General features: G+C 66.8%; 19 protein-coding genes. 8 read left to right on the forward strand and 11 right to left on the reverse strand.

The features are described from left to right. Positions 1–209 precede the first annotated feature (209 nt). Positions 210–1,883, forward strand: a complete 1,674-nt coding sequence (locus tag AC07OQ_RS22755; RefSeq protein ID WP_495055422.1) for a long-chain-fatty-acid--CoA ligase — start codon at positions 210–212, stop codon at positions 1,881–1,883. Between the two features lie 69 nt (positions 1,884–1,952). Further along, positions 1,953–2,429, forward strand: a complete 477-nt coding sequence (locus tag AC07OQ_RS22760; protein ID WP_495055423.1) for a hypothetical protein — start codon at positions 1,953–1,955, stop codon at positions 2,427–2,429. A gap of 9 nt (positions 2,430–2,438) precedes the next feature. Here AC07OQ_RS22760 and AC07OQ_RS22765 read toward each other — a convergent pair whose 3' ends face one another. Next, positions 2,439–2,846 (reverse strand): GFA family protein, encoded by a 408-nt coding sequence (locus AC07OQ_RS22765; RefSeq protein WP_495055424.1) that lies wholly within the window; start codon positions 2,844–2,846, stop codon positions 2,439–2,441. A gap of 106 nt (positions 2,847–2,952) precedes the next feature. On the opposite strand from AC07OQ_RS22765, the gene AC07OQ_RS22770 reads away from it, so the two are divergent. Next, positions 2,953–3,684: a 16S rRNA (uracil(1498)-N(3))-methyltransferase gene (locus AC07OQ_RS22770; RefSeq protein ID WP_495055425.1), complete on the forward strand. Its 732-nt coding sequence runs from the start codon at positions 2,953–2,955 to the stop codon at positions 3,682–3,684. Positions 3,685–3,688: 4 nt separating this feature from the next. Here AC07OQ_RS22770 and AC07OQ_RS22775 read toward each other — a convergent pair whose 3' ends face one another. From AC07OQ_RS22775 to argS, 7 genes are all read right to left on the reverse strand, one after another. Next, positions 3,689–4,948, reverse strand: a complete 1,260-nt coding sequence (locus AC07OQ_RS22775; RefSeq protein ID WP_495055426.1) for a THUMP domain-containing class I SAM-dependent RNA methyltransferase — start codon at positions 4,946–4,948, stop codon at positions 3,689–3,691. A 47-nt stretch (positions 4,949–4,995) separates the two neighbouring features. Then, complete coding sequence (locus tag AC07OQ_RS22780) at positions 4,996–6,510, reverse strand: RNA polymerase factor sigma-54 (protein ID WP_495055427.1); 1,515 nt, start codon at positions 6,508–6,510, stop codon at positions 4,996–4,998. 87 nt (positions 6,511–6,597) lie between these two features. Beyond that, positions 6,598–7,368: an LPS export ABC transporter ATP-binding protein gene (gene lptB / locus AC07OQ_RS22785; protein ID WP_495055428.1), complete on the reverse strand. Its 771-nt coding sequence runs from the start codon at positions 7,366–7,368 to the stop codon at positions 6,598–6,600. Then, positions 7,365–7,991 carry a lipopolysaccharide transport periplasmic protein LptA gene (gene lptA / locus AC07OQ_RS22790; RefSeq protein WP_495055429.1) on the reverse strand — a complete coding sequence of 209 codons (627 nt, stop codon included), beginning with the start codon at positions 7,989–7,991 and terminating at the stop codon, positions 7,365–7,367. Before lptA ends, lptB begins: the two co-directional genes overlap by 4 nt. A 52-nt stretch (positions 7,992–8,043) precedes the next feature. Then, complete coding sequence (locus AC07OQ_RS22795; protein WP_495055430.1) at positions 8,044–8,712, reverse strand: thiol:disulfide interchange protein DsbA/DsbL; 669 nt, start codon at positions 8,710–8,712, stop codon at positions 8,044–8,046. Between the two features lie 53 nt (positions 8,713–8,765). Further along, positions 8,766–9,392, reverse strand: a complete 627-nt coding sequence (locus AC07OQ_RS22800; RefSeq protein ID WP_495055431.1) for an SPOR domain-containing protein — start codon at positions 9,390–9,392, stop codon at positions 8,766–8,768. A gap of 19 nt (positions 9,393–9,411) precedes the next feature. Further along, positions 9,412–11,130 (reverse strand): arginine--tRNA ligase, encoded by a 1,719-nt coding sequence (gene argS / locus AC07OQ_RS22805; protein WP_495055432.1) that lies wholly within the window; start codon positions 11,128–11,130, stop codon positions 9,412–9,414. A 59-nt stretch (positions 11,131–11,189) separates the two neighbouring features. Between argS and AC07OQ_RS22810 the strand changes: the two genes are divergently transcribed. Both AC07OQ_RS22810 and AC07OQ_RS22815 read left to right on the forward strand, forming a co-directional pair. Further along, positions 11,190–12,560 carry a serine/threonine-protein kinase gene (locus tag AC07OQ_RS22810; protein WP_495055433.1) on the forward strand — a complete coding sequence of 457 codons (1,371 nt, stop codon included), beginning with the start codon at positions 11,190–11,192 and terminating at the stop codon, positions 12,558–12,560. Between the two features lie 125 nt (positions 12,561–12,685). Next, a complete protein-coding gene (locus AC07OQ_RS22815; RefSeq protein ID WP_495055434.1) occupies positions 12,686–12,991 on the forward strand; it encodes a PsiF family protein in 306 nt (101 codons plus the stop codon). Positions 12,992–13,042: 51 nt separating this feature from the next. On the opposite strand, the gene AC07OQ_RS22820 is transcribed toward AC07OQ_RS22815, so the two are convergent. Together AC07OQ_RS22820 and AC07OQ_RS22825 are read right to left on the reverse strand one after the other, a co-directional pair. Continuing rightward, positions 13,043–13,501 carry a DUF2214 family protein gene (locus AC07OQ_RS22820; RefSeq protein WP_495055435.1) on the reverse strand — a complete coding sequence of 153 codons (459 nt, stop codon included), beginning with the start codon at positions 13,499–13,501 and terminating at the stop codon, positions 13,043–13,045. Then, positions 13,498–14,427, reverse strand: coding sequence for a LysR family transcriptional regulator (locus AC07OQ_RS22825; RefSeq protein WP_495055436.1), 930 nt, complete (start codon positions 14,425–14,427; stop codon positions 13,498–13,500). Before AC07OQ_RS22825 ends, AC07OQ_RS22820 begins: the two co-directional genes overlap by 4 nt. A 164-nt stretch (positions 14,428–14,591) precedes the next feature. On the opposite strand from AC07OQ_RS22825, the gene AC07OQ_RS22830 reads away from it, so the two are divergent. After that, on the forward strand, positions 14,592–16,766 hold the full coding sequence (locus AC07OQ_RS22830) for a malate synthase G (protein WP_495055437.1): 2,175 nt from the start codon (positions 14,592–14,594) through the stop codon (positions 16,764–16,766). A 63-nt stretch (positions 16,767–16,829) separates the two neighbouring features. On the opposite strand, the gene AC07OQ_RS22835 is transcribed toward AC07OQ_RS22830, so the two are convergent. Continuing rightward, positions 16,830–19,691, reverse strand: a complete 2,862-nt coding sequence (locus tag AC07OQ_RS22835) for a TonB-dependent receptor domain-containing protein (protein ID WP_495055438.1) — start codon at positions 19,689–19,691, stop codon at positions 16,830–16,832. Between the two features lie 424 nt (positions 19,692–20,115). On the opposite strand from AC07OQ_RS22835, the gene AC07OQ_RS22840 reads away from it, so the two are divergent. Together AC07OQ_RS22840 and AC07OQ_RS22845 are read left to right on the forward strand one after the other, a co-directional pair. Next, positions 20,116–22,806: a TonB-dependent receptor gene (locus tag AC07OQ_RS22840; RefSeq protein WP_495055439.1), complete on the forward strand. Its 2,691-nt coding sequence runs from the start codon at positions 20,116–20,118 to the stop codon at positions 22,804–22,806. Positions 22,807–23,212: 406 nt separating this feature from the next. Next, positions 23,213–25,912, forward strand: a complete 2,700-nt coding sequence (locus AC07OQ_RS22845) for a TonB-dependent receptor (protein ID WP_495055440.1) — start codon at positions 23,213–23,215, stop codon at positions 25,910–25,912. Positions 25,913–25,996: the final 84 nt, after the last annotated feature.

Raw genomic sequence — 25,996 nt, forward strand, 5'->3', positions numbered from 1 at the left:
GACAAGACCATGATGGTGTTCGGCGACGCGAAGAAGGTCGTCGAGGACATGCTCAAGGCGGTCGAATAATCCTCTGACAAGCTGCCGTGATGCCCATCTCTGGTGCCGTGCAGGCACCGAGAGGGCATCCCATGCACCGCTATCGAATCCCCTGATGCTCGGGTTTCCCGGTATCGGAGAGAATCCGCCCCGGAATTTGGAGACATTGGATGGAGAAGATTTGGCTCAAGAACTACCCCGCCGGCGTGCCGGCGGACATCAACGCGGAGCAATATCCGTCGCTGGTGGACCTGATGGAGGGGGCGTTCAAGAAGTATCCGGAGCGGGCCGCCTACAAGATGCTCGGCCGCTCCATCAGCTTCGGCCAGATCGATGAGGGCTCGCGCGCGCTGGCGGCCTATTTCCAGAGCCTGGGTCTGGAGCGCGGCGACCGCGTCGCGCTGATGATGCCCAATGTGATGCAGTATCCGATCGCCGTGGCGGCGGTGCTGCGCGCCGGCCTGGTGGTGGTGAACGTCAATCCGCTGTACACGCCGCGCGAGCTCGAGCATCAGCTGAAGGACGCGGGCGCCAAGGCCATCGTGATCCTGGAGAACTTTGCCGCCACCTTGCAGCAGGTGATCGGCAGCGTGCCCACCAAGCATGTGGTGCTGGCCTCGATGGGCGAGCTGCTGGGCTTCCCCAAGGGCATGATCGTCAACTACGTCGTGCGCAAGGTGAAGAAGCTGGTGCCGCCCTTCGAGCTGCCCGGCGCCGTGCGCTACGGCGATGCCGTGGCCAGGGGACGCGGCCTGTCCTATACCGCGCCCAAGGTGGGCCCGGGCGACATCGCGGTGCTGCAGTACACCGGCGGCACCACCGGTGTGTCCAAGGGGGCGGTGCTGCTGCATCGCAATCTGGTGGCCAACACCCTGCAGGCCGAGGCCTGGTATCAGCCGGCGCTCAAGAAAGTGCCGCAGGACGAGCAGCTGATGAGCGTCTGCGCGCTGCCGCTGTACCACATCTTCGGCTTCACGACGAACATGATGCTGTCCATGCATCTGGGCGGCTGCAATATCCTGATCCCGAATCCGCGCGATCTGTCGGCGGTGTTCAAGGAGCTGTCCAAGCACCGCTTCCACAGCCTGCCGGCCGTCAACACCCTGTTCCTGGCGATGGCCAACCACGCGGACTTCAACACGGTGGACTGGAGCGGCCTGGTGATCTCGGTGGGCGGCGGCATGGCCGTGCAGCAGGCCACGGCCAAGCTGTGGCTGGAGAAGACCGGTTGCCCGATCGTCGAGGGCTACGGCCTGTCGGAGACCTCGCCGGTGGCCAGCTGCAACCCGACCGACAGCACCGCCTACACCGGCTCGATCGGCCTGCCCCTGCCCAGCACCGAGCTCTGCCTGCTGGACGACGAGGGCCGGGAAGCGGCGCCGGGCGACAGCGGCGAGATCGCGATCCGCGGCCCGCAGGTGATGGCCGGCTACTGGCAGCGCCCCGACGAGACCGCCAAGGTGATGACGCCCGACGGCTTCTTCCGCACCGGCGACATCGGCACGGTGGACGAGCGCGGCTTCTTCCGCATCGTCGACCGCAAGAAGGACATGATCCTGGTGAGCGGCTTCAACGTCTATCCGAACGAGGTCGAGGACGTGATCACCCAGCTGGACGGGGTGCTGGAATGCGCGGCCGTCGGCGTGCCCGACACCAAGGCCGGCGAGGTGGTCAAGGTGGTGATCGTCAAGAGGAACCCGGCGCTGACCGAGGCCGATGTGCGCGCCTTCTGCGAGACCAATCTGACCGGCTACAAGCGTCCCAGGATCATCGAGTTCCGCGCCGACCTGCCCAAGACCCCGGTCGGCAAGATACTGCGGCGTGAACTACGCGACAAAAACTGAGACTCCCGGCGCGCGTCCCGGCCGCTGAAGGACTAGGCTTGCGTCAAGCCATGCGGAGGAGACAAATGCATGCTGGATCAGAGCTATAGCAAGACCGACGCGGGCCGCGCCGAGATCAAGGCGCGCGCGCTGCCGCTGTCGCGCAGCGCCCGCAATCTGCTGCTGGTGCTGGACGCGACCAAGCCGGCGCGGCAATGGTTGAGCCTGGTGCAGGGCGTGACCGAGCCCGACCTGGCCTTCCTGCTGCAGCAGGGGCTGATCGCTTCGCGCGGCGCCGATGTCGACCTGAACGTGGGCGTGGCGGCGCCCGCCGCCGCCGCGGAACTGCCCCCGCTCGACTACCAGCAGCTCTATGCCCTGCTCAGCGGCCAGGCCTCCAAGCAGCTGGGCCTGATGAAGGGCTACAAGTTCGTGCTGGAGATCGAGCAATGCCGCGACCTGGCCGAGCTGCAGAGGCTGGCGCTGTCGCTGGTCGAGCGGGTGCAGCAGGGCAAGGGCGACGATGCGGCCCGGCTGCTGCGCCAGGCGCTCGGGCTGCGGACCTGAGGGCCGGGCTCACAGATAGCTGGTGAGCGCCGGCGCCTGGTGCCAGTTGTCGTTGAGCCCGTCGGCATAGCCGATCGGAATGGCGGCCAGCGTCGCCGGCGCCACGTCGTCCAGGCAGGCCAGATTGATGCTGATGTAGTCGCCGCCCAGGATGTCGAGATGGCCGCGCACGAACGGCCGCACGCCGCAATGCCGGCAGAACAGGTGGTGGCCGCTGCAGGAGCCGAACTGGTAGTCGTTCAGCTGCTCCTCGCCGGCCAGCACGCGCAGCTGTTCGGGCCGGCCCAGCTGGTTCCAGGTGCGGGTCTTGCTGCAGATCGAGCAGTTGCAGCGGCCGCTGGCCCGGCTCAGATCGAGATCGGCCTCGAAGCGTACCTGGCCGCAATGGCAGCTGCCGCGATAGGTCTTCATGTTCATGCGCTGTCCTTCCTGTGGGTCTTGTGCGGGGAGGCGTGATTCTTAGGCCCTGCTGCTGCCAGCTTGTGTCAGCATTGCGGCCCTGAGAAGTTGAATCATCACGACCATGCCCCCGCGTTTCTATGTCGATCAGCCGCTCGCCCAGGCCGGCGAGTTCAGCCTGCCGCCCGCCGCGGCCCGTCATGTCCAGGTGCTGCGCCTGCAGCCCGGCAGCCCGGTGCTGCTGTTCGACGGCACGGGCGACGACTGGCAGGCCGAGGTGCTGGCCATGGGGCGCAGCGAGGTGCGCGTGCGGCTGCAGTCGCGCCAGCCGGTGCGGCGCGAGCTGGCGCAGGCGGTCACGCTGGCCCTCGCGATGCCGGCGAACGACCGCATGGACGGCCTGGTCGAGAAGGCCACCGAGCTGGGGGTGGCCCGCATCCAGCCGCTGATGAGCGAGCGCTCGGTGCTGCGCCTGAATGCCGAGCGGGCCGACAAGAAGGTCGCGCACTGGCAGGGCGTGGCCATCGCGGCCTGCGAGCAGAGCGGGCGCGCCGTCGTGCCGCGGATCGCGCCGGTGCGCACGCTGGCGGCCTGGCTGCAGGACCTGGCCCCGCTCGATGCGCCCCGGCAGCGCCGCTGGCTGCTGAGCCCGAGCGCGGCCCAGCCCCTGGGTGCGCAGACGGCGGCCGACGAGACCCTGGTGCTCAGCGGTCCCGAGGGCGGGCTCGGTCCGGCCGAGGAAGAGGCCGCACGCGCCTGCGGGTTCCTGGCCATGAACCTGGGGCCGCGCATCCTGCGCGCCGACACGGCGCCGCTGGCGGTGCTCGGGTGGCTGGCGCTGTCGGCGGTTCGCTAGGCACCTAGTCGGTGCTCGGCTTGTCCTTGCGGGCCGAGCCGGCCACCAGGTCGAAGCGGAACATGCGGCACTCGATCGGCCCGTTCCACATCGGGATGCGGCGCGATTCCTTGAGCCGCATCTTGCTGGGCAGCTTCATGTCCGGGCACAGCAGCCAGGCGGTCCAGCCGGCCGGATTCTGCGTGTAGGCGCGCTTCCAATGCGCGGCCAGGCGGGGGAAGAAGTCGTCGTCGGCGTCGCGTTGCTCGGAGCCGGAGGCGTCGCGATAGGCCGCGGCCTTGCCGCGCACCTCGATGCGCTCGCCATAGGGCGGGTTCATCATCACGGTGCCGGGCATGCCATCGGCCAGTTGCGGCGCCGGCCGCTCGAGCGCGTCGCCGCCGTTGAACTGGATGTACTGGGCCACGCCGGCGCGCTCGGCATTGCGGCGCGCGAAGTCGACCATGCGGAAGGCCACGTCGCTGCAGTAGATCGGCACGGCCGGCGCATGCTCGCGCGCCTTGGCCGCGGCCTTGATCTGCTGCCAGCGTGCGCGCAGCGGCTGGAAGGGCAGCTGGCGCTCGAAGGCGAAGCGGCGCTGCATGCCGGCGGCCATGCCGCAGGCGATCTGCGCGGCCTCCACCGCGATGGTGCCGGAGCCGCAGCAGGGATCGTGCAGCGCGCCGCCGCTCTCGGGCGTGCCCTTCCAGCCGGCCGCCGCCAGCATCGCGGCCGCCAGGGTCTCCTTCAGCGGCGCGTCGCCCTTGTCCTCGCGCCAGCCGCGCTTGAACAGGGGCTCGCCCGAGCTGTCGACATAGATCGTCGCGTACTCGGGGCCCACATGCATGACCACCGGCAGGTCCGGATAGCGGGTGTCGACGCTGGGGCGTTCGCCGGTGGCGTCGCGCAGCACATCGCAGATCGCGTCCTTGACGCGCAAGGTCGTGAAGTTGAGGCTTTGCAGCGGCGAACGCTGCGCGGTGACGTCGACGCGTATCGTGTTGGCGGGGGTGATCCAGCGCGTCCAGTCGATCTTGCGCGCCAGCGCGTAGATGTCGTCCTCGTGGCGGTAGGGACCGTCGATCAGCTCGATCAGCACGCGCTGGGCCAGGCGGCTCTCCAGATTGAGCTTCATCACCCCGTCGGCATCGCTCTTGACCGCAACGCCACCGCGCAGCGCCTCGACATGGGTCTTGGGCAGGATGGCCCGCACCTCCTCCTCCAGCCAGGGCTCGACGCCGCTGGGGCAGGACAGGAACAGGTGCAGGGTTTCGTTCTGGGACATGGCTGGGGCGCGAGGGTTCAGGCCCGTATTGTCCCAGGTCGGCCGGGCTACATGGTTTTGCGCAAGTTTGCCGGCGCGATCTTGAGCGCCTCGCGGTACTTGGCCACGGTGCGGCGTGCCACCTGGATGCCCTGCTCCTCCAGCATGTTCGACAGCGCGCTGTCCGACAGCGGTTTGGCCGCGTCCTCGGCGGCGACGAACTGCTTGATCAGCGCGCGCACCGCGGTGCTGGAGGCGTTGCCGCCGGCCTCGGTCGACAGGCCGGAGCCGAAGAAATACTTCAGCTCGAAGGTGCCGAAGCGCGTCGCCATGTACTTGGCATTGGTCACGCGCGAGATGGTGGATTCGTGCAGGCCCAGCTCGTCGGCGATCTCGCGCAGCACCAGCGGCTTCATCGCCAGCTCGCCATGCGTGAAGAAGCCCTTCTGGCGCTCGACGATGGCCTGCGAGACGCGCAGGATGGTGTCGAAACGCTGCTGGATGTTCTTGATGAACCAGCGCGCCTCCTGCAGCTGGCCGCCCAGCGGCGTGTTGCTGACGCCGCCGCGCGTGGCGCGCAGGGCCTGGGCGTAGAGCTCGTTGATGCGCAGCTTCGGGGCCACCTCGGGATTGAGCATGACGCGGAACTCGCGCCCCACCTTCTGCACGATCACGTCCGGCACCACCACCTGGGCCTGGCCATGCGCGAAAGGGCGGCCGGGTTTGGGCTCCAGGCCGGTGATCAGGGCCTGGGCCTCGCGCAGCAGGGTCTCGTCGGCGCCGGTCAGGCTCATCAGGCGTTTCAGGTCGCGCTTGGCCAGCAGTTCCAGGTGCTGCTTGCAGATCAGGATGGCCACCGCCTGGGCCTCGCTGCGCGGCCGGGCGCGCAGCTGCAGCAGCAGGCATTCGGGCAGGTCGCGTGCGCCCACGCCGGCCGGCTCCAGGCTCTGCAGCCATTTCAGCGCGCAGCGCAGCCGGTCCAGCAGTTCCTCGCGCGTCTCGGGATCGGCCTCGGGGCCCGTCAGGGCTTCGGCCAGTTCCTCGAGGCTGTCTTCCAGATAGCCATCCTCGTTGAGCGACTCGATCAACACCCGCAGCGCCGCCCGGTCTTCGGGGCTCAGCATCATGCCGGCCAGCTGCAGATTCAGATGCTCCTGCAGGCTCAGCCCCGGGGATTCCTGCTCCGGGCGCTCGCCGTCCTCGTCGCCACCGCTGCCGGAGGCATTGCCGGGCAGTTCGCGGATGCCGTCGAAATCGTCGCGCTCGGTGCCGTTCTCCCAGTCCTCGCGCTCGGTGGTGCCGAAGTCCTCGGCACGTATCTCGTCCTGCGGCGCGTCGGCGTCGGGCGTGCTGCTGCTGCCGGCGCCGTCTTCGGCGCTGCTGCTCTGGCGTGGCTCCGGCATCTCGGGCGGCGGAGCGTCGGCGAACTCCTCGTCGGTCTCCAGCAGCGGGTTCTGCGCCAGCATCTGCTCGACCTCCTGGTTCAGCTCCAGGGTCGAGAGCTGCAGCAGCCGGATCGACTGCTGCAGCTGAGGGGTCAGGGCCAGGTGCTGGCTGAGGCGAACCTGCAGGGAGGGTTTCATCGGCTAGGCCGGGCGCAGGGCCGTCCCGAGGCCGGCCTGCGCCCCCGCGGGGGGCAGTGAACGGAGTGAGCGTGGGGGCTTCATCGGCTACATCCTGAAATGTTCGCCCAGATAGACCTTGCGCACGTCGGCGTTCTCGACGATCTCGTGCGGCGTGCCCTCGGCCAGCACGGCGCCCTCGCTGATGATGTAGGCGCGGTCGCAGATGCCCAGGGTCTCGCGGACGTTGTGATCGGTGATCAGCACGCCGATGCCGCGGCTCTTCAGGAAGCGGATGATGCGCTGGATCTCCAGCACCGCGATCGGGTCGACGCCGGCGAAGGGCTCGTCCAGCAGGATGAAGCGCGGCTGGGTGGCCAGCGCGCGCGCGATCTCGACGCGCCGGCGCTCGCCACCGGACAGCGCCGGCGCCGGGCTGTCGCGCAGCTTCTCGATCGAGAGCTCGCCCAGCAGGCTGTCCAGCGCCTGCCTGATCTGCGCCTTGTCCCAGGCGCGGCCCTGCGCGTCGCGCTGCAACTCCAGCACGGCGCGGATGTTCTCCTCCACCGTCAGCTTGCGGAAGATCGAGGCCTCCTGGGGCAGGTAGGACAGGCCCAGGCGCGAGCGCTGGTGGATCGGCAGGCGCTGCACCGACTGGCCGTCGATGCGGATCTCGCCGGCGTCCGCCCGCACCAGGCCGACGATCATGTAGAAGCTGGTGGTCTTGCCGGCGCCGTTGGGCCCCAGCAGGCCCACCACCTCGCCGCTGTGCACGTCGAGGTGGACGTTCTTGACCACCTTGCGCACGCCATAGCTCTTCTGCAGGCCCTCGGCCTCCAGGCGGCTGACGGGAGCCGTCTGCGGGGCGGCGGCGCTCATGAGGGCTTGCGCGGCAGCAGGGTGATGCTGGGCTGCAAGGTCAGGCCCGGCGCCGAGGCGGCCGGCTCGGGGGCCGAAGCCGCCCGCGGCATCAGCACCACGCGCCCGCGGCCCGCCGGATGCGGCGAGCTCTGGCCGCCCTCGATGCTGAAGACCTCGGAGCGGTTGTCGTAATTGATCACCGCGCCGGTCACCTCGTCGGCCACCGAGGTGCCGCGCACGCGGCGCATCACGGCATTGCCGATGAAGCGCATGGTGTCGGAACGGGTGTCGTACTCGACCTGGTCGGCCGAGCCCTCGATGAACTCGCCGGACACGTCGCGCGCCTGGCGGAAGGTCACCTGCTTGGCCGCGGTGCCGCTGGCGTAGGCCTGGTAGTAGCCATCGCTGGTCTCGCGCACGTCCATGTGCTCGGCGCGCATCACCATGCTGCCCTTGCTGAGCACCACGTTGCCGCCCAGCTCGGTGCGTTGCTTGACCAGGTCCAGCCCGCCGCGGTCGTAGTCGACGATGACGGGTTTGTCCCGGTCGGCCTTGGCCGCCAGGGACCAGGGGGCCCAGCCCGCAGCCAGCAGGGCCAGGGCGGTCAGGGTCAAGCGAAAGGGGAGGGGCTTGATGGTCATTGCGGCACAGTTCTTGCAGACCATTCTAGCCCCGGATTCGGGCGAAGGCGCGTCAAGCCTTGCCGCTGCGCAGGCGTTCGATCAGGAAGTTGCTGGTCTCCAACGCCCGCAAACCCGACTGGATCTCGTTCATCGCCACACCGCCGGTGGCCATCGAGGGCGAGGTCCAGAAGCGGCCGCCGATGCCCAGGGCCGGCACGCCGTCGATCCGGTAGGCCTCGCTGAGCTTCTCGGCCTGCTGGCACTTGGTCTGCACGCCGAAGGAGTTGTAGGCCTCGGTGAATTTCGTGGCGTCCACGCCCAGCGGGGTCAGGAACTCGGTCATGGACTTGACGCTGTCCAGGCCCTTGTTCTCACGGTGGAGGGCGCTGAACACGCGGGCGCGCAGCTCCTTTTCCTTGCCCAGGGCCTCCAGCGCGTAGAACAGGCGCTGGTGCAGCTTCACATTGGCACGGAAGGCCACATGCACATGGCGGAAGCTGACATCGGCCGGCAACTGCTTGATCCAGGCCTCCATGGCCGGCTCGAAGGTATAGCAATGGGGGCAGCCGTACCAGAAGAACTCCACCACCTCGATCTTGCCGGGTGTGGTGGGCAGGGGCTGGGAGAGGCGCTGGTAATGCTTGCCTTCCTGCGGGCCGCCCTGGGCGAGGCCGAGGCCCGGCAGGGCCAAGCCGCCGACCACACCGGCGAGAGCGGAGGAAAAATCGCGACGCTTCATCTGAAATCCTTTGACGACGGGAACTCGACCGGGCGCATCCTAAGCGTTGGCGCTCAACGCTGCACGCGTACGAGATTGGCTTCCATGCCCACGGCCTCGACCCGGCGCTGCAGCGCCTCGGCCTCGTCGCGGCTGTCCAGCGGCCCCAGGCGGACCCGGTAGACCTGGCGGCCGGACTGCTCGCGCTCGAACACCTTGGCGCTGAAGCCCTGCATGCCCAGCTTGGCGCGCTGGGCCTCGGCGTCCTCGGTGCGGGTGAAGGCGCCGGCCTGGACGAAGTAGACATAGGGGTCGCCGGCCGGTGCGCCGGCAGTGGCCGGCGCTGCCGGCTTGGTCGCTGGGGCCGAGGCGGCCGGCTTGGCCGCCATGGGCTGCGCCGCGGGCGCCGGCGTGGCCGCCGGGGCCTCCGCCGGCGTCACGGGGGCGGGGCTGCCCACCATGCCGCTGGCCGCCTTGGCGCCGGGACGGCTGCCCAGGCTGGCGTTGGGGTCCCAGTTGCGGTTGCGCGCGGCTTCCTCGGCGTCCTGTTCGGCGGTGCGCTGCGGCACCTTGTTGACGAAGGGAATCGGCACCTTGGTGATGTAGAGCGCCACCCCGAGGGCGATGCCCAGGCCCAGCAGCAGGCCGACGATCAAACCGAGGACGAAGCCGCCACGCTGGCTGGCCCGGACCTTAGACATGCACTCTCCTCAAAGTCGCTCAATCGGTGGTGGTTTCGGCGGCGGCCGCGTCGCGCGACATGGCCTCCGGCGCGCTGACGCCCAGCACGGCCAGTGCATTGCGCAGCACCTGGCGGGTGGCCGCCAGCAGCGCGATGCGCGAGCGGGTCAGCTCCGGCGCCTGGTCCAGCACGCGCTCGGCCGCATAGTAGCTGTGGAAGGCGCCGGCCAGATCGCGCAGATAGAAGGCCAGGTCGTGCGGCGCCAGGCCGTCGGCGGCCCCGGTCAGCACGCGCGGGTAGTCGGCCAGCTTCAGCATCAGCGCGGCCTCGGTCGGGGCGGTGAGCCGGCTCAGGTCGGCGCCGGCGAGCTGCGCTTCATCACCGCCGGCCGTCACCCAGTTGCGGATGATCGAGCAGATGCGCGCGTGCGCATACTGGACGTAGAAGACCGGGTTCTCGTCGTTCTGCTTCAGCGCCAGGTCGACGTCGAAGGTGAACTCGGTGTCGGCCTTGCGGCTGAGCAGGAAGAAGCGTACCGCGTCGCGGCTGGTCCAGTCGATCAGGTCGCGGGCGGTGACGTAGCTGCCGGCGCGCTTGGAGAGCTTGACCTCCTGGCCGCCCTTCATCACCAGCACCATCTTGTGCAGCACATAGTCCGGGAAGCCTTGCGGGATGCCGACATTGGCCGCCTGCAGGCCGGCGCGCACCCGGGCAATCGTGCCGTGGTGGTCGGTGCCCTGGATGTTCACGCACTTGGTGTAGCCGCGCTGGAACTTGTTGATGTGATAGGCGACGTCGGGCAGGAAGTAGGTGTAGCTGCCGTCGGACTTGCGCATCACGCGGTCCTTGTCGTCGCCGTAGTCGGTGCTGCGCAGCCACAGCGCGCCGCCTTCCTCGAAGGTCTTGCCGGAGGCCTCCAGCCTGGCGACGGTGGCTTCGACCGCGCCGCTGCCGTAGAGGCTGGATTCGAGGAAGTAGTTGTCGAACTTGAGGCCGAAGGCCTGCAGGTCCAGATCCTGCTCGTGGCGCAGATAGGCGACGGCGAACTGGCGGATGCTGTCGATGTCCTCGATGTCGCCGGAGGCGGTGAACTCGCGGTCATCGGCCTTGACGGTCTTCCTGGCCAGGAAATCGTCGGCGATGTCCTGGATGTAGTCGCCGTTGTAGGCCGATTCGGGCCAGCCGGCGGCGCCGGGCTTCAGGCCCTTCAGGCGCGCCTGGGTCGAGGTGGCCAAGGTGGCGATCTGCACGCCGGCGTCGTTGTAGTAGAACTCGCGGGTGACGTCCCAGCCCTGGGTGGCGAACAGGCTGCAGATGGCATCGCCCAGCGCCGCCTGGCGGGCATGGCCCAGATGCAGCGGGCCGGTCGGGTTGGCCGAGACGAATTCGACCATCACATGCTGGCCGTTGGACACCTGCGCGCCGAAGCCGCTGCCGCCGCGCAGCACCTCGGCGACGACGGCCTGCTTGGCGGCGGGCTTCAGGCGGATGTTGATGAAACCGGGGCCGGCAATCTCCAGCGCCTCGACCCAGGTCTGGAAGGCGGGGCGGCGCTGCAGCGCCTCGATCAGCGCCTGGGCCAGCTCGCGCGGGTTCTTCTTCAGCGGGCGCGCCAGCTGCATGGCGGCCGTGCAGGCGAAGTCGCCATGGCTGGCCTGCTTGGGCGACTCGAAAGCGGGCGCCAACTCGGCGCCGGGGCTCAGTTCTTGGATGGCCTCGCCCAGGGCGGCGAGCAAATCCTGCTTGGCTTGAATCATGAGGCGGATTCTAAGAGCCTGTTACTGCGCCCCCGCGACGCGCGCATATGATGGCCGCCATGGTCATGGACTCCAGCTCGCCCACCACCATCCCGCCCGCCGGCGCCGACCTGCCGGCCTATATCGGCAAGTACCGCGTGCTGCGCCGTCTGGGCGAGGGCGCCACCAGCGATGTGTTCCTGGGCCTGGACGAGTTCCAGGGCGTCGAGGTGGCGATCAAGCGGGTGCGCGCCTGGTTGCAGACCAGCCGCAGCGGCCCCGAGGGGCAGTTCGGCACCCGCTTCTTCGCCGCCGAGGCGGCCTTGACCGGGCGGCTTTCGCACCCGAACGTGGTGCAGATCCTGGATGCGGTGCCCGATCCGGAGACCCCCTATCTGGTGATGGAGTACGTGCCGGGCGTCACCTTGAAGAGCTTCTGCCGCAGCGACCGGCTGCTGCCGCTGGATCAGATCGTCGAGCTGGGCTTCAAGTGCGCGATGGCCCTGTCCTATGTGTTTCGCCAGGGCCTGATCCACCGCGACGTCAAGCCGGCCAATCTGCTGGCGGTGCTGGACAGCCAGGGCCAGGTGACCGACGTCAAGGTCAGCGACTTCGGCAGCGCGCTGAACCTGCGCTCGGACGAGACCCAGGTGCACCGGGTCGGCTCGCTGGCCTATATGCCGCCCGAGCAGATCGAGGGCGGCGACGTCGACGGCCGGGCCGACATCTATTCGCTGGGCGCGGTGCTCTACCACCTGGTGGCCGGCCGCGCGCCTTTCGACGCGCCCAGCCAGATGGCCCTGATGCACCAGATCTACCACCAGGCCCCGGCCTCGTTGGTGGGCCAGCGCAGCGGCGTGACGCCGGAGCTGGACGCGGTGGTGCTGAAGGCGCTGGCCAAGCATCCGGGCGAGCGCTATGCCGACTGGGAGGCTTTCGGCCGCGCGCTCTCGGAACTGGTGTCGCGGCAGCTGGTGCCGCTGGCGCGGCTCTACGAGGTCAAGGACTCCGAGCGTTTCAATCTTTTACGCGACCTGGAGTTCTTCGCCGACTTCGGCGATGTGGAACTGTGGGAGGTGGTGCATCGCGCGCGCTGGCGGCGCTACCCGCTCGACTACGCGCTCTACAAGAAGGGCCAGGAGGGCAGCAGCTTCCACATCATCGCCCAGGGCGAGGTGCAGGTGTTCCGCGATGGCGAGTTGGTGGCCACCCTCGGCAAGGGCACCTCGGTCGGCGAGATGGCCTATCTGGCACCCAATCCCGACCTGCGCCGCCACAGCACCGACATCAAGGTCAGCGAGATCTGCACCACGATCTCCTTCACGCCCGAGTCGCTGGGGGGCTTGAGCCCCGAATGCCAGCATCGCTTCGACCGCGCCTTCATCCAGGTGCTGGTGCGGCGCCTGCATGCGGCGCATGAGGCGCTGGCGCATCCCCGTCGCATCCTGTAGACATCCGGTGGCTCGCCGCAGCACGGCGGTAAACCGAGCTTGAGCGGGCCGCGTTGCTGTGTTGGAATCGACGCGGCATCCGCCGACCCCAACCATGCTCTAACAATCAGGAAGGAGCCCTCACCATGAAGCACCTCATCGCCCTGCTGGCCCTGGCCTTCGCCGCCGTCGGCGCGGCCCATGCCGACGACAAGAAGCCGACCGAGCAACAGAGCAAGATGACCAGCTGCAACAAGGATGCCGGCGAGAAGAAGGGCGACGAGCGCAAGGCCTTCATGAAGGAATGCCTGTCCGCCAAGCCCGCCGCCACGGCCGCGGCCACCGGCACGCCGCAGCAGGAGAAGATGAAGACCTGCAATGCCGACGCCAAGGGCAAGACCGGCGACGAGCGCAAGGCCTTCATGAAGGAATGCCTGAGCAAGAAAGCCTGAACCCTTCGGGCTTCATGCAGCAACAGCCCCTCGCGAGGGGCTGTTGTCATTTCAGCGCGTGCCGATGCCGCGGGCCAGCATCACCGCGGCGATCGGGATCAGCATCAGCAGATGGGCCTGCAGCATGATGCGAGCGCGCGTGCTCTTCACCTCGGCCTCGGCCGGCAGGGCGCCGCTGGCATCCAGGGCCTTGACCCAGCGGCGAAAGCGCAGCGTCGGCTGGATCGACAGCAGGCCGATCACGATGAACAGGCCCAGCTTGGCATGCAGCAAGGGCTGACCCCAGTACCAGGCGCCGCCCTTGAAGCCCCAGAAGGCGCGCGCCAGACCGGTGGCCAGCACGGCCATGGCCGTGGCGCCGTAGATCGCATCCAGCCGCGCCAGCCGCCGCACCACCGCGGCATTCATCCATTCCATGCGGCACAGCGCCGCCTGGCTGCTGAGGAAGACCACCAGGCTGAGAATGGCCAGGATGTGCAGGCCGGCGAGCAGGGTTTCGAGCTGGGTCATGGCGTGGGCGTGGTGTTGTCGCTGCGGTTCCAGTAGGCGGGATTGCCGTAGTTCTGCTTGAGGAAGTCTATCCACAGGCGCACCCGCAGCGGCAGGTGCTTGCGCTGCGGCACGACGGCGTAGATGCCGTTGGGCGGCGCGGCGAAATCCTCCAGCACCGCCTGCAGCCGGCCGGCCCGGAGGTCGCCCTCGACCTCCCACAGGCTGCGCCAGGCGAGGCCCAGGCCCGCCAGGCACCAGTCGTGCAGCACCTGACCGTCGCTGCAGTCGAGGCGACCGCTGGGGCGCCAGTGCACCAGTTCGCCGTCGACCATGAAGGCCCAGCCGCGGGTCTGGCTGGCCTCGGAAGACAGGCCCAGGGCCTGGTGGCGTGCCAGTTCCGCCGGGTGCTTGGGCGGGCCGGCACGCTTCAGATAGCTCGGTGCGCCGACGCACAGGCGCCGGTTGTCGGCCAGGCGCATGCTGACCAGGCTGGAATCGACCAGGTCGCCGACCCGTACCGCGCAGTCGATGCCCTCGTTGACGATGTCCACCACGCGGTCGCTGAGATTCAGCGAGACACTCAGCTCCTGGTGCCTGGCCAGGAACTCCGGCAGCAGCGGCGCCACATGGCGGCGCCCGAAGCCGGCCGGCGCGGTGATGCGCAGATGGCCGCTGGCCTTCAGCCCGCCGGCGCTGACGCTGGCCTCGGCATCGGCGAACTCGACCAGCAGGCGCTGGCAATCCTCCAGGAAGGCGCTGCCCTCGTGGGTCAGGGTGATGCGCCGGGTGGTGCGCACCAAGAGCTTGACGCCCAGGCGTTCCTCCAGCGCGTCGATGCGCCGGCCCATCACCGCCGGCGCCACGCCCTCGGTCTGGGCCGCGGCGGTCAGGCTGCCCTTGGCGGCCACCAGCACAAAGGATTCGATCTGCTTGAGTCGGTCCATGGCGCGGGATTGTGCGCGTGCGGCCGGCGGATTGATGCGTGCATGACGCTGATTTGTGCAAATACATCAGGGATTCAATGCTTTTGACGGCATGAATCAAGGGCTTGCTCTCGCATAAATTTCAGTCAACTGGCCCTTTTCTTATTTACTGCCCGGAGTTCTCCATGTCCGCACGCACCGCCTGCCACCGTCTGCAAGTCGACACGCCCTTGTACCGCTTCATCGAGGACCGGGTGCTGCCCGGCACCGGCGTGGACAGCGCCGCCTTCTGGGCCGGTTTCGACGCCATTGCCCATGAGCTGGGGCCGAAGAACGCCGCGCTGCTGGCCGAGCGTGACCGGCTGCAGGCCGAGCTGGATGGCTGGCACCGCGCCCACCCGGGGCCGATCTCCGACATGCCGGCCTACCGGGCCTTCTTGGAAAAGATCGGCTACCTGGTGCCGGTCCCCGCCGAGGTGCGGGCCACGACCGCCCATGTGGATGCGGAGCTGGCCGTGCAGGCGGGCCCGCAGCTGGTAGTGCCGATCCTGAACGCCCGCTATGCGCTGAACGCGGCGAACGCGCGCTGGGGCTCGCTGTACGACGCGCTCTATGGCACCGATGCGATTCCCGAGGCCGACGGCGCCGAACGCGCAGGAGCCTACAACCCGGTGCGCGGCGCCAGGGTGATCGCTTTCGCCCGTCAGGTGCTGGACCAGGCCGCGCCGCTGGCCGGCGGCGCCTCGCACAAGGACGCGACCGGCTACAAGGTCGAGGACGGCCGCCTGGTGGTGAGCCTGGGTGGCGCGATCAGCACCGGGCTGGTCGATCCGGCCCAGTTCGCCGGCTATCAGGGCGAGGCCGCGACGCCGAGTTCGGTGCTGCTGGTGCACAACGGCCTGCACCTGGACATTCGGATCGACCGCGGCACGGCCATCGGCGGCAGCGATGCCGCCGGCATCAGCGACGTCGTGCTGGAGGCCGCGCTGTCCACCATCCTGGACCTGGAAGATTCGATCGCCGCGGTGGATGCCGAGGACAAGCTGCTGGCCTACAGCAACTGGCTGGGCATCCAGCAGGGCACCTTGACCGAGGAGGTGGCGAAGGGCAGCAAGACCTTCACGCGCCGTCTGAACCCGGACCGCGAGTACCAGACCCCGCAGGGCGGCGCGCTGAAGCTGCACGGCCGCTCGCTGATGTTCGTGCGCAATGTCGGCCATCTGATGACGAACCCGGCCATCCTGCTCGACGGCGGGGCCGAGATCCCCGAAGGCATCATGGATGCGGTGATCACGACGACGATCGCGCTGCATGACCTGAAGAGGAAGGGGAACTCGCGCGCCGGCTCGATCTACATCGTCAAGCCCAAGATGCATGGCCCGGCCGAGGTGGCCTTCGCCGCCGAGCTGTTCGGCCGCGTCGAGCAGTTGTTGGGCTTGGCCGAAAGCACGGTCAAGCTGGGCATCATGGACGAGGAGCGCCGCACCAGCGTCAACCTGAAGGCCTGCATCGCCGCCGCCGCCAGCCGCGTGGCCTTCATCAACACCGGCTTCCTGGACCGCACCGGCGATGAGATGCACACCGCGATGCTGGCCGGTCCGATGCTGCGCAAGGGCGACATGAAGACGAGCGCCTGGATACAGGCCTACGAGCGCAGCAATGTGCTGGTAGGCCTGTCCTGCGGCCTGCGCGGCCGCGCCCAGATCGGCAAGGGCATGTGGGCGATGCCGGACCTGATGGCCGCGATGCTGGAGCAGAAGATCGCGCACCCCAAGGCCGGCGCGAACACCGCCTGGGTGCCGTCGCCCACCGCGGCCACTCTGCATGCGCTGCACTACCACCAGGTGCATGTGGCGGTCGTGCAGCGGGAACTGGAGAAGATCGACGCGGACGCGCAGCGCGAGGAGATCCTGGACAAGCTGCTGACGATTCCCGTCGTCAAGGAGCCGGGCTGGAGCGCCGCCGAGCGTCAGCAGGAACTGGACAACAACGTCCAGGGCATCCTCGGCTATGTGGTGCGCTGGATCGATCAGGGCGTCGGCTGCTCCAAGGTGCCGGATATCAACGGCATCGGCCTGATGGAGGACCGCGCCACCCTGCGCATCTCCAGCCAGCACATCGCGAACTGGCTGCAGCATGGTGTCGTGACCGAGGCCCAGGTGCGCGAGACCTTCGCGCGCATGGCCCGGGTGGTCGACGGCCAGAACGCCGGCGATCCGGCCTACCGGAGCCTGGCCGCGAATCCGCAGGGCGCGGCCTTCCAGGCGGCGCTGGACCTGGTGTTCAAGGGCAAGGAGCAGCCGAGCGGCTATACCGAGCCGCTGCTGCATGCGTGGCGCCTGAAGGTCAAGGCGGGTTGAACTCGGCCCGATCGGGCATAAAAAAACGGCGCCCGAGGGCGCCGTTTTTGCTGCGTGATCGGCTTAGAACTTGAAGTTCGCGCCCACGAAGTAGGAGCGGCCAAAGATGTCGTAGTAGCCGGGGATGGTGTCCAGCGCCTGGGTGCCCGAGGTGCCGGAGGCAAACAGCGGCGGCTTCTTGTCGAACAAGTTGGTCACACCGAAGTAAACCTCGGCATTCTTGTTGATGGTGTAGCCCGCACGCACATTGTGATAGGTATGTGCGCCGATCTTGGGGAAGCCTTCTTCCGTCGTGCCCACCGCCATATCGGCACGACCGATGTGACGCATGTTCCAGTTGGCCTTGAACGGACCCTTCTTCCAGCCGATGTTGGCATTGGCCGTGAACTTGATGAAGCCCTGGTCGGAGGTCGATCCGCCCGCCTGACCCAGCAGATCCACCGGGTCTTCGCCCGCCAGCGGCAGCAGGGATGCCTTGTCGTAGACGGTGGCGACGGCCGACAGGTCGAAGTCGCCGAAGCTGCCGGCCTGGAAGGCATAGCGCACATCAATGTCGACGCCCTTGATGTTCATCGACGCGACGTTCTGCAGCTGCTCGTCGACCGCGCGCAGCACATAGGTAGCGCCGGGGATCAACGGGTGCGTACCGCGGGTCTTGGAGCTGCACAGCAGCCGGTTCGGCGTGTCATAGCAGAGGTTGACGGCCACCTGACGGGACACCGTCGTGATCATGTCGGCCACTTCGATGTCGAAGCGGTCGATCGCGATCGACAGACCCTTGACGAAGCTGGGCTGGAACACCAAGCCATAGGTCAGCGTGGTGCCCTTTTCCGGGTTCAGATTGGCATTGCCGCCCGACAGACCTTCGACGCTTTGCTCGATCGACAGGGCCGGGCTGTAGTTGTCCGGCACGCCATCGGCGGCGCAGTTGGCCGCGCGGGTCGGATTGGCATTGCGGCGCGATGCGGTGCAGGGGTCGTTGATCACGCCGAAGGTCTGGCCGATGCCGGACAGCTCGCCCGGGACCGGGGTGCGCACGGCGCGCGCCTTCATCGCGCGGAAGCGCAGGCCATTGGTAGGCTCCCAGTCGCCGCCGAACTTCCAGGTCTCATAGCTCTTGCCACGCGACTCGGAATTGCGGAAAGCGCCTTCCAGGTTCAGCGAGTTGACAAAGGGCTTGTCGGCCAGCACCGGCACCAGCACCTCGGCGAAGAACTCGCGGGTACCGGTCTTGATCTTGTCGGTATCGCCGATCCGGTTGCCGGTCACGCTGCCCAGGTTGATCTGGGTGTCATGATCCAGGTAGCCCGAGAAGGTGCGGTATTCGGCGCCGACCGCGGTGCGCACATCGCCGGCCGGCAGCTTGAAGATCGAGCCGGACAGGGAGACGATGCTGTCATTCAGCGAGTTGGCGCCGACCGACGTGGTCTTGACGCTCAGCGCATTGGCCATTGCCGCCGTGTAGGGCGCGAACGGATTGATCGGTATGCAGCCATTGCCGCGGGCGATCGGGTCGATGCAGCGGTATTGGCCGGGGTTGGCCGGATCGGCCTCGACGCGCAGGCCGCTGTAGAGCTGCGACAGGCTCACCGAGCCCTCGGTACCGAGATTCACGCGGGTGCGGCCAAAGGTATGCGAGGCCTCCCAGCGCCAGTCGCTTCCGAAGCCGGCGATGCTGTCCAGTTCGCCCTTGACGCCAAACACGGTGCGAACCATCGTGCGGTCGCTGCTGGCGCCGCGGTTCCCGCCCAGGGTCTCATTGCCGAAGCGCTGCCACCAGGTCATCTCGGTGACGCCGGCCGCTTGTGCGGCCGTACGCAGCTGCGCAGGCATGAACGGGTTGTTGATGGGGATCGTGACCTGCTGGCCGCCATACAGGTTGGTTTGCGACTGGAAGGGGTGACCCTCGAACGAGGAGTCCACCGAGTTGTTCGCGTAGTTGAACTCGCCGAAAGCCTTGATGTTGTTGCTTAGCTTGTACTCCGCCTCGCCGGCAACCAGAATCCGCTTGGTCGGGATGGCCATGTCACGCTGGCCGTTGCGGTTGTAGCCGTCGGTCGCGACCGAGAAGGGGATCAGGGCGCCGTTGGCATCGGTGAAGCTGTCGCCGCGGCGGGTATAGCTGGCGCCACCCACGAAGAAACGGCCGTTGGCGCCGACGCCGGAGCGGGCGCCCGGGCCGAAGACCTGGCTGTCCGGGGCCAACCAGGCGAAGTCGTCCTTGCAGATGTCGCGGTCGGCGCAGCTGACATGACCTTCCTTGACGAACTCCATCGTCAGGGTGCCGCGGCCGGCATCGCCGAACTTGCCACCTATCAGGATCGAGGCGCTGGGGTTCTTGTTGTCGCCCTTGTCGGCGACGCCATAGCTGACGCCCAGTTCGATGCCCTGAACGTTCTTCTTGGTGATGATGTTGATCACACCGGCCATCGCGTCCGCGCCATAAATGGCCGAGGCACCACCGGTGATGATTTCGACGCGCTCGATGTTCGCGGTCGGGATCGAATTGAAGTCAACCGCGGTGTCGGTCGAGGTGCCGCCGGGCACTCGACGGCCGTTAATCAGCACCAGGCTGCGGCCGGAGCCGAGATTGCGCAGATTGGCGTTGTTCAGGCCCGAGGACTCGACGCCCGAGAAGGTCGACTGGGTGCGCGAGGAGCCGAACGCGGGGGCGAACTGGGGCAGCTGCGTCGCCATGTCGGCGAAGTTCTCCATGCCCAGATTGCTCATGGTCTCCGGCGTGACGGAGAGCACGGGGGTGGAACTGATGAGGTTGGGGCGCACGATGCGCGACCCCGTGATCACGACGGTCTCGACCTTCTCAATCTTGTCGCTGCTCTGCGCCATCGCGGGCATTGCGATCGGCAGCAGGCCGCCGCTGACGATGGCGGCAACTGCGGTGCTTACCTTGGTTCTTTTGAACATGGCTACTCCAATAGTTGGTGGCCTCTGGCCAAGACTGTTACCGTGTGTCTGCCGATTTGCAGTCAGTAACTTGAATGCACAAACGAGCGACAAATTCTGGAAGCGGGGTGCGCTCACCGCACTCGGTGACTTTCCTTGTGGCGATGGGCCAACGAGTCACTTGCGCGACACCCACTCGTGTTGCAGGGCGTTGGATGTCGTCGTGTGCTGACAACGCACAAGGCGCCCGAACAGCAAGATTCGAAGGGGTAATCCCTTATGTTTTGCAAGATTTCGGGGCTTCGGCGGCGGGCCTAGGGATCTCTCGGGGGCGGCTGATAGGCGCCGCCGCGGAAACTTGAATAACCACTGAGACAGGTCTGCGGCGTCGTCTTATCCGGGCGAGTGACGCGATTCAGCCTCGTTTTTCCACAAGGAGTTCCCAATGTTCAAGAGAAAGAGCACCAATATTGCCGCGTTGCTGGCCCTTGGTGCGATGGCCCTGCCGGCCATGGCCCAGCAGCAGCTCGAGCGTGTCGAAATCACCGGCTCGGCGATCAAGCGCATCGACGCAGAAACTTCTGTTCCAGTGACCGTCATCAAGATGGACGACCTGAAGGCGCAGGGTGTGACCTCGGTCGAACAGATCATGAGTTCGCTCAGCGCGGTGCAGATGACCCAAGGCTCCAGCCAGCAAGTGGGCTCGGGCACCGGCGGTGCCGCATTCGCGGACTTGCGCGGCATCGGTGCCAGCAAGACCCTGGTGCTGCTGAATGGCCGTCGTATCGCCAATAACGCGATCGACGGTTCGGCCCCCGACCTGAACATGATTCCTTTCGCCGCCCTGCAGCGCGTGGAAGTGCTGCGTGACGGCGCCTCTTCGCTGTATGGCACGGATGCCATCGGTGGTGTGATCAACTTCATCACGCGCAAAGACTTCGCCGGGGCCACGATCACCGCTGGCGTGGATATTCCGGAAGCCAAGGGCGGCAAGAGCCGCAATGCCAACGTCGGTTTCGGCGTGGGTGACTTGGCCAAGGACGGCTTCAATGTTTTCGGCTTCGTCGACATTTCCAAGACCGATCCGATTGGCGGTCAGGAGCGGCCTTTCAACGCCCGCTTCCCGGGTGGCCTGTCGCCCACGCCCTTCCCGGCCAACTATTTCCAAAGTGGCGCCATAACCGCCAACCCCGCCGGCCCGGGCTGCACGGATCCTTCTTTCCTGATCCCCGCCGGTGACGGTAGTTCGTGCCTGATCGCGACATCCAAGTTCGTGGATTACACGGCCGATACCGAGCGCAAGTCGGGCATGCTGAAGGGCACGCTGCGCCTGGGCAACGACCACAACCTGTCCGCCGAGCTGTTCGCCACGCGCAACGAGTCGACGACCCGCATCGCCCCGGTGCCCTACGGCTCGCTGTGGATGAACAAGACGCGCCCCGACGGCACGCCGAATCCCTACTATCCCGGCAACCCGGGTAGTACCGTGACGCCCGGGTTCACGCTCAATCCCAACTTCACGCAAACCAACATGACCCCGCGGCCGGGTGTGGTGCTGCAGCCCGGCTTCATCGTCGTGAAGTGGCGCGCGATGGATGGCGGTCAGCGCACCAACAGCTCGATCAATGATCAGAAGCGTCTGCTGCTGAGCATGGATGGCGTCGTGGCCGGCTGGGACTACCAGGCGGGCGTGAGCTACAACGAGAACAAGATCAAGGAGATCGTGTCCGGCTATTCGGACGGCAACAAGATCACCCAGGGCATGCTGAACGGCATCATCAATCCGTTCGGCGCGCAGGATGCGGCCGGTCAGGCCTTCATCCAGGATGCGCTGCTGGGCGGCAATCTGCAGAATCACAAGGGCAAGGTAACCACGGTCGACGGCCGCGCCAGCCGCGAACTGGGCGACTGGCTGGGTGCCGGGCGGAATGTGGCCATCGCGGTGGGCGCCGAATACCGCAAGGAAGACTTCATCTCCAAGGCCAACACGCCGGTGGCCGAACTGCTGCAGGCCAGCACGGGCGTGGATCCGAACTCGCTCTCCGAAGGCAAGCGCAATGTGTCGGCCGTCTATTCGGAAATCAACGTCCCTCTGCTCAAGACCCTGGACCTGACGGTCGCGGTGCGTTACGACAAATACAGCGACTTCGGCAACACCACCAATCCGAAGGTCGGCCTGCGCTTCCAGCCGTTCAAGGAACTGCTGGTGCGCGGCAGCTACTCCACGGGTTTCCGGGCACCGTCGCTGTATGAGCTGAATGCAGCGCCGGCCTACACCAATACCGGTACGGTCAACGACCCGGTCAACTGCCCCAACGGCACCGCCATTCCCGGCAAGTCGCAGGCACTCAACTGCAATGTGCAGTTCCAGCGCCTGACCGGCGGCAATACCGATCTGCAACCCGAGAAGTCCAAGAACTTCACCGTCGGTTTCGTGGTCGAGCCGACCGCGAACCTGTCCCTGGGTCTCGACTTCTGGTGGCTGCGCCTGAAGAACACGATCTCTGCGCTGTCGGAAACCACGGTGCTGGGCGACGCGACCACCTTTGCCCAGTACATCAAGCGCAATGCGTCGGGTGACCTGTCCATCGACGGCTTCTCCTGCCCGGGCTCGGATTGCGGATACCTGGACCTGCGGCAGCAGAATCTGGGCGGCACCAACACCAATGGTGTCGACATCAGCGCCATCTTCCGCCAGAGTCTTGGCAGCATGGGACGCCTGACGCTGGGTCTGAACAGCACCTGGGTTGACAAGTACGAGTATCAGGATTTCATCAACGGCCCGTGGAACCAGAACGTCGGCAAGTACGTTGGCGTGGGTCCGATCTTCCGTTGGCAGCATTCGGCTTCCGCCGTCTGGAACCTGAACAAGTGGACCTTTGGTGCGAACGCGCATTACAAGAGCGGCTACAAGGATCAGGATCCCGAGAACACCGTGACCAACTACGCCACGCTGGACGCCTATGTCGGCTGGGCCGCGATGAAGGGGCTGAACCTTACCTTCGGTGTGAAGAACCTGACGGATCGCGATCCGCCTTACTCGAACCAGCAAGAGGTCTTCCAGGCCAACTACGATCCGCGTTTCGCCGATCCGACCGGACGCTCTTACTACCTGCGCGCCTCGTACCAGTTCTAAACGCGGCGTATCGGAGGGCGTGCGGCAGCGCATGCCCTCTGCTACGCGGATTGACTGCTACGGCCCTCTCGACCCGAGACGGCACGCATCCCCAACAAGGCCCTCGCCAGCGCGAGGGCCTTTTTTCTTGTTTGCGGCCTCGCATTGGGGGTATTTCCTGATGTGACCCAATGCAGACCGGCTTGCTGTCGTCCAAGAACAACAGGCGGTACGCGACAAACCCCGTATTAACCCTTGTTTTTGGCTTGATGGGCTGTCAGTCGCGCGTTTGTGCGAATGGTGCAATGCCGAAAATCGTCACCGAGCTGAAACATTGCACACTTTCCAGGTACGGCCCGCGGTGCTGCATCGCGGGCCTTTTTCTTTTTCCGGGGCCTGTAACCGGCCCTCAGTCCTAGGAGTACCCATGTTCAAGCTCAACGCGGTCAGCCTGGCCGTGGCTACCGTGGCCGCCGCGGCGGCCCTGCCGGCCTTCGCCCAGCAGGATCAACAACTGGAACGCGTCGTCGTGACGGGTTCCGCCATCAAGCGCATCGACGCCGAAACCGCCGTGCCCGTCACGGTGATCAAGTTCGAAGACCTGAAGCAGCAGGGCATCACCTCGGTCGAGCAGGTGATGTCGGCCCTGTCGTCCGTGCAGATGCAGACCGGCACCAGCCAGGTGGTCGGCTCCGGCACCGGCGGCGCCGCCTTCGCCGACATGCGCGGCGTCGGTGCCAACAAGACCCTGGTGCTGCTGAATGGCCGCCGCATCGCTAACAACGCGCTGGACAGCTCGGCCCCCGACCTGAACACCATCCCCTTCGCCGCCATCCAGCGCGTCGAGGTGCTGCGTGACGGCGCTTCGTCGCTGTACGGCACGGACGCCATCGGTGGCGTGATCAACTTCATCACCCGCAAGGACTTCACCGGCGGCACGATCACCGTCGGTACCGACTCGCCCCAGCACAAGGGCGGCAAGTCCAACAATCTGAACATCGGTTATGGCTACGGCGAGGTCGAGAAGCAGGGCTTCAATGTCTTCGGCTTCATCGATTACCAGAACCAGGATCGCATCGTCGGCCCCGAGCGCGTTTACAACCGCCGCGCTCCCGGCGGCATTTCTCCGACCCCCTTTCCCGCCAACTACTTTCAGGGTGGCGACAGTGCCAACCCCGCCGCGCCCGACTGCGCGTCCTTCCCCAACCTGATCTCGGACGGCGCCAGCGGCTGCAACATCGCAACGGCCTCCTTCGTCAACTACGTGCCGAAGACCGAGCGCATCTCCGGCATGCTCAAGGGCACGCTGAAGCTCAACGAGAACCATCAGCTGAATCTCGAGTACTTCGCCACCCGCTCGAAGGTCGATTCGGTCATCGCGCCGGTGCCCTATGGCAACCTGTTCATGAACCGTCTGAAGCCGGACGGCACGCCGAACCCCTATTACCCCGGCAATCCCGGCAGCGCCTTCGCGCCGACGATCCCGCTGGATCCGAACTACACCGAGCCCAACACGCCCGCCGGCGTGCAGCCCGGCTTCATCCACGTCAAGTGGCGCGACCTGTTCCATGGCCCGCGCCAGGGTCTGACGACCAATGACCAGCAGCGCTTCACCGCGGCGCTGGAAGGCTCGCTGGCCGGCTGGGACTACCAGACCGCGTTCAGCTACAACGAGAACAAGCTGAAGGACGGCCTGGCCGGCTACAGCGATGGCAACCTGATCACCCAGGGCGTGCTCGACGGCGTGATCAACCCCTTCGGCGACCAGTCCGCCGCCGGCACCGCGCTGCTCGAGCAGGCCACCCTGGCCGGCACCCTGCAGACCGCCAAGGGCACGGTCAAGAGCGTCGATGCCCGCGCCAGCCGCGAACTGCAGGACTGGTTCGGCGCCGGTCGCGCCGCCGCGCTGGCCGTTGGCGCCGAGTTCCGCAAGGAGGAGTTCCTGAACCGCGCGAATGCCGAATTCGCCCAGAAGGTGATCGCCAGCACGGGCTTCGATCCCGCCACCCACAACGAGGGTGATCGCGACGTCAAGGCCGCCTATGCCGAGCTGAACGTGCCGTTGCTCAAGAGCCTGGAAGTCACCGCGGCCGTGCGCTACGACAAGTACAGCGACTTCGGCAGCACGACCAACCCGAAGTACAGCTTCCGCTTCCAGCCGAACAAGGCCTTGCTGGTGCGCGGCTCCTACTCGACCGGCTTCCGCGCCCCGTCGCTGTATGAGATCCACGCGGCTCAGACCTACACGAACACCGGTTCCAAGTTCGACGACCCGGTCAACTGCCCGAACGGCACGCCGATCCCCGGCAAGTCGCGCGCGGCCAACTGCGGCCAGCAGTTCCAGTCGCTGCTGGGCGGCAACGAGAACCTGAAGCCCGAAGAGGCCAAGAACGCGACCCTGGGCTTCGTGGTGGAGCCGGCGCGCGATCTGAGCGTGGGCCTGGACTTCTGGTGGATCCAGGTTGACCAGCAGATCGGTGCCATCAGCGCCGTGACCGTGTTCAACAACCCGACCAAGTACGCTGCGCTGATCAAGCGCAACCCGGCCGGCGACCTGTCGACCGACGGCTCGCAGTGCCCCACGGTCGCGACCTGCGGCTACATCGACCTGCGCACGCAGAACCTGGGTGGCGTCCGCACCAATGGTGTCGACCTCAGTGCCAACTACCGCCTGCGCGGCGGCAGCTTCGGCGACTACAGCTTCGGTCTGCAGAGCACCTATGTCGCCAAGTACAAGTACCAGGAGGAGTCGGGCGGCGAGTGGTTCAACAATGTCGGCATCTTCACCGGCCCGAACGCGGCCCCGGTGTTCCGCTGGCAGCACAACCTCAACGTGACCTGGGCGCTGAGCAAGTTCGCCGCCGGTTTCGCGGCCCACTACAAGTCCGGCTATGTGGATCAGAACCCGGATGACGAGGGCCATCGCGTTGGCGGTTACGCCACCTTCGACGCCTATGGCACCTGGATGCCCACCAAGGCCACCTCGCTGACCTTCGGCATCAAGAACCTGGCCGACAAGGAGGCGCCGTTCTCCAACCAGGTGGAGCAGTTCCAGGCCAATTACGACCCGCGCTTCGCGGACGCGACCGGCCGCACCTACTACCTGCGCGCCAGCTACAAGTTCTGAGTCTCGCAAGCCGGAACGACGAAAGCGAGGAAGCCGCGAGGCCTCCTCGCTTTTTTCATGCCCGCAGCTTCTTAGAATGGGCTG

This window comes from Roseateles sp. GW821-FHT09B06 (assembly GCF_059418245.1).